Source organism: Spongiimicrobium sp. 3-5 (assembly GCF_046557915.1).
In the GTDB taxonomy this organism is placed as follows: domain Bacteria; phylum Bacteroidota; class Bacteroidia; order Flavobacteriales; family Flavobacteriaceae; genus JBHEBG01.
In genome coordinates this window covers 1-13,021 of the sequence record NZ_JBHEBG010000004.1, presented here as the reverse complement: position 1 = coordinate 13,021, position 13,021 = coordinate 1, and the positions used below count along the sequence as shown (strand labels likewise).

The following is a 13,021-nucleotide window of genomic DNA, read 5'->3' as shown; positions in this document are numbered from 1 at the left end:
TGATTGTTACTGTCTTATCTAAACAGGTCGTTCAGTACTTTCGCCAAACGTAATCCTCCTTTTTGCAGTTGCCGATGTACGGTTTCGGTATACTTGTAACTGTATTTGTAGGCGACTTTCTCTCCTACTTCCACAGAATCATAGACTTCATTTGCCAATTCTTGAGATTCTTCTACCCAGCTGTATACATCGCCTTCTTGTATCGCCTTTTTTTGTTTTTTGGTAAGCTCGGGTAAATTGGCGGCAAGCTCGGAATAGCTCATTCCATATGCTACTATCAGATCCCGATCCCAAAGCCTATGAAGATTGGTTCCTTCTCCAAACCATTGAATTTGGATATCATTGCCTCCCTTGTCCTCCAAGCGTCCCACATGCATGGGTTGATGCAAATCACCTACCAAATGTACCAGCATCTTTAAGTAAAACACCTTGTCCGCTTCCGAACTCTTTTCATCCTTTATTATAGCAATGCATTTCTGAATACCCATAACAACATCGCCATATTGACTGGGCTCCTGATCTGTATACTTCTTATCTGCCGGAAAGTTTACATAATGCCAAGCGCTAAATTTAGAAAAGCTTCTATCGGCCTTAATTTCATCCGCATAATTGGATACCATAGCCAAACCCTGTCCTTTCAGCAATTTGTCAATGGCCCGTTTGGCCTTACCGCTAAGGTGCTGCTGGGCCACTTCCCCAATTACCCTATGTCCCGTCTTGGACCAAAACATATCATTTCCAAAAGCTATTTGGGTAGCAAACATGATAAGGATGAAAAGTCTGTTCATTTTATAAGATTTGTCCAAAATTAGAAAAATGAAGTTTAATCTATTGTTAAGACTTGTCCTATTTTAGATATTTAAACGCATATTGCACTTTTAAAACATCGTATTGCTACTTAAACGTATAAAATCCCCGATACTTAGATATCTGGTCATAGGGTTGATGACCGGTGTGGCCTGTTTGTTCGTTTTTATCGCTAGTGTCTATTTAGGCGCTTGGGGCAAACTTCCCAATAAAACCGAACTTTCAAATTTTGAATATCAAAGAGCTTCGGAGGTATTTACTGCAGATAGTGTACTTATTGGCAAGTATTATTTGTACGACAGACAGCCTATTGCTTATAACGATCTACCAAAAACCCTGTTAGAAGGCCTTATAGCCATTGAGGACGAACGTTTTTACGAACATTCTGGGGTAGACTATAAAAGCTTGCTACGGGTAGCTTTTAAAACAATTTTGCTTCAAGACAAGTCTGCGGGAGGCGGAAGTACATTGACCCAACAGTTGGCTAAAAACCTGTATCCCAGGGAAAATAGAATTAAGGCCACCTTATCCGTAAACAAAATAAAAGAAATTATCATTGCATCTCGATTGGAAAAGATTTATTCCAAAGAAGAATTGCTTACCCTATATATAAACACGGTTTCGTTTGGGGGCAACACTTTTGGTATAGAGAGTGCGGCCTTAAAATTCTTCAACAAACGCGCCAAACACCTTAACACCCAGGAGGCGGCAACGCTAGTAGGTATGCTTAAAGCCACCTATGGCTATAATCCCAGAATATTTCCCGAACAAAGCCTTAAACGACGTAATCTGGTACTGCAGTCCATGTACAATAACGAATATCTTTCCAAAACTCAAAAAGATAGTATTGTTAAACTACCACTGGAATTGAACTATAAGGAATTTGATCATAATACCGGATTGGCACCTTATTTTAGGGAAGAAGTACGAAAACAAATTCAGCACTGGATTAAAGTACAGAACAAAGCGGGCAAATCCTATAACATTTATACTTCTGGTTTAAAAATTTACACCACCTTGGACTATAAGATGCAACTGTTAGCCGAAAAAGCAATGGCAAAACATATGGCTTCCCTGCAAAAAAGCTTTGAAAAAAGTTACGGTAAAAGCGCGCCATGGATTTCAAATAAGCGATTTATTAAAAAATTGACAAAGGCATCTGCCCCCTACAAACAGCTAATAAGGCTTGGGGTAAATGAAGACGCCGCTTGGGACTCTTTGCAGCAGAAAAAACTTATGGTACTTACCGATTGGAATGGAGATAAAAATGTAACGGCAAGCACTATAGATAGTCTGCAACACTATATTAAATTCCTCAATACGGGTTCTTTGGCAATGGTGCCCAGGACTGGGGCAGTAAAGACATGGATCGGAGGTATCAATTATAAATATTTTAAATACGATCATATATCCCAAGCTAAAAGACAGGTTGGATCTACCTTTAAACCTATTGTTTATACAGCGGCCATTGAAAAAGGCATTGATCCGTGTACCTACTTTTCAGCGCAAGAGGTAGAATATAAAAATATGGAGGGATGGAGTCCAAGCAATGCCGGCGATAAGGACGAGACCTACTTAAACTATTCTATGGAGCAAGCCTTAAGCAATTCCGTAAATACCGTAGCGGTTAAGGTTCTTGAAAAAACAGGTATACCCGTGGTGATCGATCAGGCAAAAAAAATGGGTATCTCGGCAACATTACCAAATAAGCCTTCGCTAGCCCTGGGCACCGGTGAAATAACAATCGAAGAACTTGCCGGGGCCTATGCCAGCTATCTCAATAAAGGAAGGCCTGTTAAACCGTTTTTAATAACTGGGATAACCGATAGTAAAAATGCTACACTGGCCTCTTTTGAGCCAACCTTATCGAACGAACCTGCATTTTCAGAAGAAACTGGCCTACTAATGCTCGAAATGCTAAAGGAAACAGTAGATACTGGCACAGCATCAAGAATACGATCAAAATATGGCCTAGGTAACGATATTGCCGGTAAAACAGGAACTACCCAGAACAATAAAGATGCTTGGTTTGTTGGCATCACTCCAAACCTTATCCATGTAACTTGGGTTGGACTCAACAATTATGAAATTGGTTTTAAAAGTACAAGTCTAGGACAAGGTGCCAGTGCGGCCTTACCCATCTTCGCCTTATGGTACCAGCAACTAAACCAGGATAGGTCTTTCAATTATCTGACTAAAGCAAAGTTTCAAGAACCAAACACCTCCCTAACTGCAAAATTAGATTGTAGACCAATAAAAAAAGATGGGTTTTTTAAGCGTTTATTCAAAAATCCAAAAAAGAAGAAAACGAAAAAATTCAAAAACTCGCGTTAACAAAACTTGAAGTTTATTTGGCTAAACTTTGGGATTTTTTTAACTATTTAAACGTTTAAATTTGATGGCCAGCTAATTCTTAATTAATGACGCGATTTTTTTGCTCTCTTGCATTTCTTCTTCCGTTAGTACTTCTTCATAGTCAAAACAACAAACAATTTACAGTAAAATATATCACCGAAACCATCAGTTTGGACGGAGTTTTGGATGAATCCGTATGGGAAACGGCAGAAAGTGCCAACGATTTTCAACAGTATTTTCCTTCGGATTCCGTATTGGCCTCCCAACCTTCTATCGTTAAAATGGTATACGATGCCACTACCCTATATATTGGGGCTACGATCCGTACTGATGGCAATGATTATGTAATCTCTTCATTGGAAAGAGATTATAGAGCTGGCGGTATAGATAATATTAGTTTCCTCTTCGATACTTTCAATGACGGAACCAATGCTTTCCTTTTTGGAATGAACCCTTATGGCGTGCGCAGAGAAGCCTTAATTTTTAACGGAGGGTCAGATTTTGAAGGGTTTACAACTTCTTGGGACGTTAAATGGAAAGGGGAATCAAAAATATATGACAACCATTATATCGTTGAAATGGCCATACCTTTAACCTCTTTTAAATTTAAGGAAGGTGAGACCAAATGGCGGTTTAATAGTTACCGTTTTGATACAAAGACCAACGAATGGAGTACTTGGGCCAAAATTCCTCAAAATCAACTTATTTTTAATCTCGCCTTCATGGGAGATATGGTTTTTGAAAAACCCCTGGGTAAATCCAGGACACCTTTGGCCCTTATCCCCTATATGAATACCAGTGTCCAAAAGGATTTTGAAACCGACGAGAGCCCCAACAAATTTAGTGTGGGGGGAGACGTAAAAGTAGCCATTGGCAATGGTATGAACCTTGATATAACGGTAAACCCCGATTTTTCTAATGTGGAGGTAGATAATATCATTACCAATCTTACTCGCTTTGAAATTTCCCTACCAGAAAGAAGACAATTTTTTATTGATAATAATGATCTCTTTGGCACCTTTGGAAATAGCCGGGACTCCAACCCTTTTTTTTCCAGAAGGATAGGTATAGCGGAAAATTTGGAAGATGAGACCATAGAAAATGGCATCATTGGTGGTGTTAGGTTAAGTGGAAAGTTGAATGAGGACTGGCGTCTAGGATTTTTAAACATTCAGACCGAAGAAGATCTCGGTAATGAAATTCCCAGTAATAACAATACTGTTTTTGCGCTGCAGAAGAAAATGTTTGCAAGATCTAACCTCAGCTTTATTTTGGTAAACAGGGAAACTTTTAAAGACTATGACTTCTTGGCCGATGAAGACCGGTACAACAGAGTACTAGGACTCGATTATAACTTGGCATCAAAGGATAATACCTGGGTGGGCAAATTTTTTGGCCATAAGTCGTTCGCACATGATATTGGCAATGATGATAGCGCTGCGGGCTTAGAACTGTTTTACAACTCTAGAAGACTAAATTGGGGACTACGTGGAAATTATGTGGGGAACGACTTTAGGTCCGATCTAGGTTTTATTAGAAGAAACGACATTATTGCGGCCAGACCCTTCATAGAATATACTTTTTGGCCAAAAAAAGGAAAAATAAACAGTCATGGTTTCAACTTTAATCCAAATGCGATTTGGAGGCCAACGCTGGACTATAAGAATACCGATTATCTACTTTTTTCCTCATGGAGCGCCCAATTTAGGAACCAAACCGAAATTGAGGTTAAAATGTTTAACAGATTTACGTATTTAACCGAAGAATTTGATCCTACCGATACGGACGGGGCCATTGCATTACCGGCCAATGAAGGGTTTTACTATACCAGCTTTGAAGTGGAATACCAATCGGACAGTAGAAAAGTGTTTTCATATTCCCTAGAACCAAATATTGGAAGGTTTTACAATGGGGAAAGATTCTCCATGGAAGCCGAAATGCGCCTTAGGCTACAACCAAAAGTTTTTCTCTCCCTGGCACTTAATTACGATAGCATTAATTTGCCTAATCCCTTCCCCAGCGCAGATCTATGGCTAATAAGTCCAAGAATCAATCTTACATTTAGTAAGTCTGTTTTTTGGTCAACCCTGGTTCAATATAGTAACCAGCAAGATAACCTGGGTTTTAATTCCCGTCTACAGTGGCGTTTTGCCCCACTATCGGATCTTTTCATTGTTTACAACGATAATTATTTTGTAAACAGTTTTCAGCCCAGAAATAGATCTATAAACCTTAAATTTACCTACTGGCTAAACATATAAGATGAAATATTCGGTATTGTGTTCCGATTTGGACGGGACTTTATTGTCATCCAAGGATGATGTTTCGGATTTTACCATTTCGGAAATCTCCAAAATAAAAGACAAAATAGATATTGTTTTGGTCTCCGCCAGAATGCCCAAGTCCATAACCTATCTTCAGAAGAGGTTGCAGATAGAAGATCAACCCATAATCTGTTACAATGGTGCACTAATTTTAAATGGTTCCCAAGAAATTTCCTCTACAACCATTGCAGTAAACCATCTGGCCAATATACATCGGATGTGCGATGAACTTGGTATAAAACTTGGATTGTACCATAAGGATGATTGGTATGTGGAAGAGATTTCCGAACGGGTAGGGAAAGAAATTAAATATACCCACGCCATGCCCGTATTTGAAAATACTTCGGAAACACTTAAGAGATGGGAGGACAGTGGTATTGGTGCCCACAAAATAATGCTAATGGCAACAAAATCTTCCGCTGACAGCATTATGCCAAGGCTCTTAGAAAAGTTTAATGCTTACTTACATCTCTATCGTTCTAACAACACTTTAATAGAAATTACCCCCAAACCGGTTTCTAAACTTTCTGCAATACAGACACTGCTTAAAAATAAGTCTTTGGCAGATGTTGTTGCCTTTGGGGATAACTATAATGATATAGATATGTTGCAATATGCGGGTTGCGGCGTAGCGGTGGGTAATGCCCGAGATGAAGTTAAGGCCATTGCAGACCATACAACCCTAAAAAATACGCAAGACGGAGTTGCTTACTTTATCCAACAGCATATCCTAATTTGATTATATTTGGCAAGAGCTTAATCTTGCTTCTATGAATCAACCTGTTTTTACCGACGATACTGTGGTTTTTGGGCTACTTGCCTTATGCCTCGGTTTCATTTTCTACACTTCTTCCATAAAAAGTGGTTTCTGGAAAAAGTTTTATTCCATTGTGCCAGCGGTACTTATGTGTTATCTGTTACCCGCTATTTTAGCCAGTGTGGGATTAATTTCCGATGAAACCAGTAATGTGTACTTCGTTGCCAGTAGGTATTTATTACCCGCCGCCTTGGTATTGATGACATTAAGTATTGATTTAAAGGCCATAGCCAACTTGGGGTCCAAGGCTCTGATTATGTTTCTAACAGGTAGTGTGGGCATAATTATAGGAGGCCCACTGGCCATTTTAATTGTATCGATATTTTCTCCGGAAACCGTTGGCGGAAATGATTTTGATGCCATTTGGCGGGGGTTGTCCACAATTGCCGGAAGTTGGATAGGCGGTGGGGCAAACCAAGCGGCCATGCTCGAAATATTTAAATACAATCCCGAAAAATATGGAGGTATGGTTCTCATAGACATTGTAGTCGCTAATATATGGATGGCCATTATTCTTTTGGGAGTTGGGAAAACCAAACGTATAGACCGTTGGCTAAAGTCCGATACAACGGCCATTGAAACCTTAAAAATAAAAGTAACGGAGTTTTCAGAAAGAATCACAAGAGTGCCAACACTGAACGACTATATGATGATGCTCTTTTTTGCCTTTGCGGCTGTTGGCATATCCCATTTGTTTGGAGGTCATATCAGTAGCTTTTTAACCGATAATTTCGAAGCTGTACAGGACAAAAAAAGCTTCCTTTCATTTCTTGGTTCTGGCTTTTTTTGGATGGTAGTTATAGCCACCCTAATAGGTATTCTCTTATCGTTTACGAGGGCCAAGAATTATGAGGGCGCCGGTGCCAGTAAAATAGGCGGCATGTTCATTTACATTCTGGTTGCCACCATTGGTATGAAAATGGATTTGGGCAAAGTATTGGAAAATCCGGGGTTAATCGCCATAGGCCTTATTTGGATTACAATACATGCCGGTCTCCTTATCATCGTAGCAAAATTGATTAAAGCCCCCTATTTTTTCCTAGCGGTTGGTAGTCAGGCCAATGTGGGAGGGGCGGCTTCAGCGCCCGTGGTTGCGGCAGAATTCCACCCATCCTTAACCTCGGTGGGCGTGCTTTTGGCAGTTTTTGGTTATGTAGTAGGTACCGGTGGCGCTTTGTTATGCGCCTACTTAATGGAAATTGCCTCAAAAGTTTAGTTTTCTTCCCAAGTTTGATGATATTTGTGCCGATAAATTTCTAGAATGAAAAAAATTATACTGCTTCTTGTTCTTAGTATTGCAATAATTTCTTGTGGAGGTGATACGGAAAATACCATGACTGTAACGGGCACGGTAAAAGGATTAAAAAAAGGAGCGCTCTACCTTCAGAAAATTGAAGACTCTACGTTGACCATTATAGACTCTCTGGAAATTGAAGGTGATGGAAAATTTTTGTTTAAAACAGAACTAGAAAGCCCAGAAATTTTTTATTTATACCTTAAAAAAGAGGATAACAACGATCTTAACGATCGTATTACCTTTTTTGGGGAACCTGGAATTATTTCCATTAACACGGCGTGGAATACCTTTGATGTCAATGCGGAAATAGAAGGATCCGAGAGCCATAAAAAATTAGAGGAATATCAGCAGGTGATGTCCAAATTCAATACGAAGAACCTCGAAATTGTACAAACAGCGTTTGATCCAGAAGTGCAAAAAGATTCCTTGGCCATGGATTCCATCCAGCAACTTAGTGATAAAAATGTACTACGTGGTTACCTCTATGCCCTAAACTTTGCACTAAACAACAAGGATTCCTATATAGCTCCGTATATAGCACTGACCGAAGTTGCAGATGCCAATCCAAAATACTTGGATTCCATTAGTAATTCATTACCGGAAAATGTTGCAAATTCTAAGTACGGTAAAGCCTTGAGAACTTATCTTGATGAGCTAAAATCCGCGAAATAAAAAAAGCATCCACTTTGTGGATGCTCTCAATATTATCTAGGCAATATGTTATCCCAGCTTATTTAGTTTTTCAACTAAGGCAGTAGCTTCTTTTTCCAAGTTTGCCCTTACGCCTGCCAAATGCTTTTTTCTGTTTTCAACATCCTTCTTGTTCACTTGTGCAATTAAGCTATCAAAAGTAGCGATAGCACCATCTATTATAGCACTTCCTTCCTTCGAATTTTGCTTATCCGTAGTAGCCTCCGCAAGGTATACAGCTTCTATGATATCTCCTAAAACGTAATTAATGTCTTTTTTTAAATCCCTAATACTTGCCATTGTAATTATTTTTTTGCAAAAATACGCTTTTTCAAATAGTAACCTCTAAAAGTTTGGCATTATCGGTATGTATATTAATGGTATTGCTGCTGGCAGGTACCAGTGCCGTTTCTCCTTTTTTTATCACCACACTTCCATTATCATTTTCAATTGTTGCGGCACCGGCGGTACACATGTAAATGGTAAAAGAATCCCTTTTGGTAACATCTTGTTTTAAATCAGCAGATAGGTTAAGGAAATTGGTTTTAAAATAAGGGCAATCTACCATATTGTTCACTTTATCCATCTCTTGCGAATAATGAACCTTAAAATCATCTTTCTTAGAATAATCTATGGCATCCAGGGCCAAATCGGTATGCAATTCCCTTAGATTGCCATTTTTATCCTTTCTATTAAAATCGAATACACGATAGGTAATATCCGATGTTTGTTGTATCTCGGCAAGCAATACCCCAGCTCCAATCGCATGTATCTTGCCCGTATTTATAAAAAAAGTGTCACCCTCTTTTACAGCTTCATAATTCAATAAATCTAGTAATGTATCGTCCTCAAGGCTTCGGGCGTACTCTTCCTGTGTTACTTCTTTGTTAAACCCTACAATAAGGTTTGCTTGCTCATCCGCGTCCATTACATACCACATTTCGGTCTTGCCAAAAGAATTGTGCCGTTCTTTGGCCAAGGCATCGTTTGGATGCAGTTGTATAGATAAATCTTGTTTGGCATCTATAAACTTGATCAATATGGGGAATTCCCTACCAAAACGCTGAGCAACGCTTTTTCCCAATAGATCCGAACCGTATTTGTCTATTAATTCTTGGAGCGAAGCACCTGCAATTTGTCCGTTGGCTACTACAGACACATCTCCTTCTACCGCAGACAATTCCCAACTCTCCCCGGTAATATCGTTGGTAATTGGTTTTCCTAGTACATCTCCAAGTTTTGTCCCTCCCCAAAGGCGTTCCTTTAATATCGGTTGGAACTTAAACGGATATAAATGCATAAATATTTGTTTTGTTTATTATTTACAGATTATTGCTTTTACTTTCCAGTGTAGCTGACAAAATTTCTAGGAGTCTCATATAGTACTACCTCCAGATCCTTTTTCTTGTCTATGTACGGTCTTAGTTTATCCCATATTACTACAGCTATGTTTTCCGCCGTGGGATTCAACGTTTTAAATTCCGCAACTTCAACATTTAAATTTTTATGATCCAAAAGGTCCTCTATTTTTTCTTTGATTAAATCTTTTAAGACTTTCATATCCATCACAAAGCCCGTCTCTTTATCGATCTCACCGGTGACACTTACAATCAGCTCATAATTATGTCCATGGAAATTGGGATTGCTACATTTACCAAAAGTAGCCTCGTTCTTTTCAGCATTCCAGTCTTTTCTATACAGTCGATGCGCAGCATTAAAATGTGCTCTTCTGCTAACTTTTACCTTCATGTTATTGATTTTTTTTGTTCAAAATGATCGTAAAACTTATCAAAAATAATTTTAAACCAAGCTGTATATCTATCAGGGTTTTTTGTGATATCCCGTTTAATGTCCATGGGTTTCATCCACTTCCAGTCCATTACCTCTTCCCTATTTATAGTTGGTTCCTGATTATAGTACCCAAGCATCACGTGATCCAATTCGTGTTCGGTAAGACCGTTATCAAAGGGCGCTTTATAAATAAAAGAAAAGAGTTCTTTAAGTTCCGTTTCAAAACCCATTTCCTCCTTCAACCTTCTTTTTCCGGCCGTAATATTGGTTTCTCCCACTCTTTGGTGACTACAGCAGGTGTTTGTCCATAACAAAGGTGAATGGTACTTATGGGCCGCACGTTGTTGTAACATTGTTTCGCCTTTCTCATTCATAATAAACACTGAAAAGGCCCTGTGGAGTACCGCTTTTTCATGTGCTTCCATTTTTGGCATAGTACCAATTTGTTCATCAAACTGATTTACCAATATTACATTCTCTTCTTGCATATTGCAAAAATAAGACCTTTAACCCTATATTTTGGTTTAAGCCAGATATAAAATGAAACCGAAAAGAAAACTTGGAAGATGTGCTAAAAGAAGCGAGGCGATTTTACATTACCCTTGGTCTTCATAAAATCATACCTAAGAATCACCTCAAAAGAACCATCGTTAAAAACTGCCCTACCAAGGTCCGTAGTCTCGCGGTCATAGGCAATTCCTATTAAAAACTCGTTCGAAATTTGAAAACCAGCCATGGCACTTACGGCTGCATCCCATCTATAGGCCGCTCCTAGGATAAACTTATCGTTAAGCATAAAATTTGCCGACGCATCAACCTGTAAAGGAGCTCCTTGTACCAATTTGGTAAGAACGGTAGGCTTAAATTTTAGAAACGGATTTACTTCAAATACATACCCGGTGATAAAATAAAAATTCATTTGTTCCGCCGCTGTCGATAAAGAAGATTCCTCAAAATGCGTAGTCTCCAAAAATCTGGGTACGGATAGGCCAATGTAAAATTTATCTGTATGATAGTAAACCCCTGCCCCAATATTGGGTGAAAATTTATTATCTACATCTTGTTGCAAAGTAGGGTCCGGACCTCCTGGGTTGGTAATATCTTGATTCAATTCTGAAAAACGGATATCCAATAAGTGTCCACTCGCTTTTAACCCAAAACTCAATCTAGCGTTAAGTGAAGTCTGTATGGTATAGGAAATATCCACATCCAAATACGTCTCGGAAGTGGGTCCTATTTGATCGTTCACAATAGATATTCCGCCACCAGCACCCCTATATCCAATAGGTGAATGTACGTTTAGGGTTTGCGTTTTTGGTGCCCCATCCAAGCCTACCCATTGCGACCTGTGAAGCGCGGCTACGCTAAGATGGCCTCTAGATCCGGCATATCCGGGATTAACGCTTACCGTATTATACATATACTGTGTATACTGGGCATCTTGTTGGCCATGGATTAGGTTCGTGACCAACATGGACATAAGACATGCGAAAAAAGCAAGTGTTTTAAATTGGTCTATATGGGGTTTTCGATTTAACATCTATTCTTTTATCTATTTATATATATGTATCCGGAAAGTGATTTCATTTCACCTACTTCATTCTCATAATCCAAAATGTAGAAATAGGTACCTACCGGCAATTTGTTATCTTGATCTACAGTAATACGCCCTTCTGAAGTACCGTCGAATACATTACCCTCGGTGTTGTATGCTTTGGTTATGTAAACTTGTACACCCCATCGGTTGTAAATCTTTATGGTATTGTTAGGGAAATTCTCTAGTCCTCTAATAGTAAGCACATCGTGAATTCCATCTCCATTGGGGGTAACCACATTGAAAACTTCAACCTCTTCTTCGTTTACAATTAGATCTGAATCAAGATAGTTTGGAATGCCATTGCCATCAACGTCATCATTTGCGTAATCGCCATCACCATTGGTATCTTCATCAATAGTTTCAATACCATCATCATCATCATCCGTGTCTCGATAGTCCGATTCATCATCGTTATCTGTATTTGGCAGATCATTCAATGGATCATTAATTTCATCATTAATATCGATATCGATTGCCGTATTGCCTTCGTATCCATCATCTAAACCATCGTTGTCCTTGTCCGAACCTATCAGGACTACGTCTGGTAAACCATCGGTATCATAATCATTACCCTCAATATTATCCGGTACATTATCATTATCGCTATCGTTATCCAGATAATCTGGGAGACTATCGCCATCTGTATCTATTGGGAACAGACCCAAGGCTCCGCCACTTTCATAGACGTCATCCAAACCGTTTCCATTGGTATCGTTATTACTTGTTGGAATATAGTCCAAAGTAGTCTGTGCCTCAACATTATCTGGAATACCATCATTGTCACTATCAATATCTAGGTAATCTGGGAAGGTATCTCCGTCTGAATCCGTAGGATTGGTCGAAGGATCTGCATCCAAATCCAAATCTAGATCTTCAAAACTGTCAATTATACCATCATCGTCCGCATCTATGTCCACAATTGGTCCATCGTTGTCCAATATTGTACCAATGGCAGTATCTGTTATATTTCCTGCAGTCCCCGAATCCACTGAGCTTATACTTATGGTGAAATCTTCGGTCAGTTCTGGTATCATATCGTTCGTTGTAGGCACTGCTACTGTAGCGGTGCTACTACCTGCTGGTATTGTTATTTGTACATCCGTTGTTGTGTAATCCGTATTATCCGCTGTTCCATTTGTTAATGCCAAGGTGAGGGTTAAATCTTCGTTGCATTTGGCCCTACTGAGCGTTATTGGGAAATTAATATCTGTTCCTTCAATGGCCGATGCATCACCAATGGTAATATCGGGATTCACACCCTGAACCGTTATGGCCTGGGTAACGGTGATGCTGTTGCCCGCCTCGTCCGTTACGCTATAGGTACGTGTAATGGTCCCCGGGTT

At 39.3% G+C, this 13,021-nt stretch carries 12 protein-coding genes; 5 read left to right on the top strand and 7 right to left on the bottom strand.

Translation table 11 applies throughout. The annotated features are described in order from the left end of the window. Nucleotides 1–14: 14 nt before the first annotated feature. Entirely contained in the window at nucleotides 15–788 is a 774-nt protein-coding gene (locus tag ACEQ81_RS14330; protein ID WP_411031599.1) for a S1/P1 nuclease, read from the bottom strand. Between the two features lie 103 nt (nucleotides 789–891). On the opposite strand from ACEQ81_RS14330, the gene ACEQ81_RS14325 reads away from it, so the two are divergent. From ACEQ81_RS14325 to ACEQ81_RS14305, 5 genes are all read left to right on the top strand, one after another. Beyond that, nucleotides 892–3,141 carry a transglycosylase domain-containing protein gene (locus ACEQ81_RS14325; protein WP_411031598.1) on the top strand — a complete coding sequence of 750 codons (2,250 nt, stop codon included), beginning with the start codon at nucleotides 892–894 and terminating at the stop codon, nucleotides 3,139–3,141. An 86-nt stretch (nucleotides 3,142–3,227) separates the two neighbouring features. After that, a complete protein-coding gene (locus tag ACEQ81_RS14320; protein ID WP_411031597.1) occupies nucleotides 3,228–5,423 on the top strand; it encodes a DUF5916 domain-containing protein in 2,196 nt (731 codons plus the stop codon). A gap of 1 nt (nucleotide 5,424) precedes the next feature. Beyond that, the gene (locus ACEQ81_RS14315; RefSeq protein ID WP_411031596.1) at nucleotides 5,425–6,225 is read left to right on the top strand and encodes a Cof-type HAD-IIB family hydrolase; all 801 of its coding nucleotides are present in this window, start codon (nucleotides 5,425–5,427) and stop codon (nucleotides 6,223–6,225) included. Between the two features lie 31 nt (nucleotides 6,226–6,256). Then, a complete protein-coding gene (locus tag ACEQ81_RS14310) occupies nucleotides 6,257–7,519 on the top strand; it encodes a DUF819 domain-containing protein (protein ID WP_411031595.1) in 1,263 nt (420 codons plus the stop codon). Nucleotides 7,520–7,564: 45 nt separating this feature from the next. Then, nucleotides 7,565–8,272 carry a DUF4369 domain-containing protein gene (locus ACEQ81_RS14305; protein WP_411031594.1) on the top strand — a complete coding sequence of 236 codons (708 nt, stop codon included), beginning with the start codon at nucleotides 7,565–7,567 and terminating at the stop codon, nucleotides 8,270–8,272. Between the two features lie 48 nt (nucleotides 8,273–8,320). On the opposite strand, the gene ACEQ81_RS14300 is transcribed toward ACEQ81_RS14305, so the two are convergent. The 6 genes from ACEQ81_RS14300 to ACEQ81_RS14275 all read right to left on the bottom strand — a co-directional run. Continuing rightward, nucleotides 8,321–8,590 (bottom strand): hypothetical protein, encoded by a 270-nt coding sequence (locus ACEQ81_RS14300; protein WP_411031593.1) that lies wholly within the window; start codon nucleotides 8,588–8,590, stop codon nucleotides 8,321–8,323. A gap of 31 nt (nucleotides 8,591–8,621) precedes the next feature. Further along, the gene (locus tag ACEQ81_RS14295; RefSeq protein WP_411031592.1) at nucleotides 8,622–9,590 is read right to left on the bottom strand and encodes a type I phosphomannose isomerase catalytic subunit; all 969 of its coding nucleotides are present in this window, start codon (nucleotides 9,588–9,590) and stop codon (nucleotides 8,622–8,624) included. A gap of 38 nt (nucleotides 9,591–9,628) precedes the next feature. Next, a complete protein-coding gene (locus ACEQ81_RS14290; RefSeq protein WP_411031591.1) occupies nucleotides 9,629–10,039 on the bottom strand; it encodes a 6-pyruvoyl trahydropterin synthase family protein in 411 nt (136 codons plus the stop codon). Further along, nucleotides 10,036–10,569, bottom strand: a complete 534-nt coding sequence (gene idi, locus ACEQ81_RS14285; protein WP_411031590.1) for an isopentenyl-diphosphate Delta-isomerase — start codon at nucleotides 10,567–10,569, stop codon at nucleotides 10,036–10,038. The genes ACEQ81_RS14290 and idi overlap by 4 nt, the downstream gene beginning before the upstream one ends. An 83-nt stretch (nucleotides 10,570–10,652) precedes the next feature. Next, entirely contained in the window at nucleotides 10,653–11,621 is a 969-nt protein-coding gene (locus ACEQ81_RS14280) for a type IX secretion system membrane protein PorP/SprF (protein WP_411031589.1), read from the bottom strand. Nucleotides 11,622–11,629: 8 nt separating this feature from the next. Further along, the coding region (locus tag ACEQ81_RS14275) for a gliding motility-associated C-terminal domain-containing protein (RefSeq protein WP_411031588.1) at nucleotides 11,630–13,021 on the bottom strand (1,392 nt) is incomplete at its 5' end.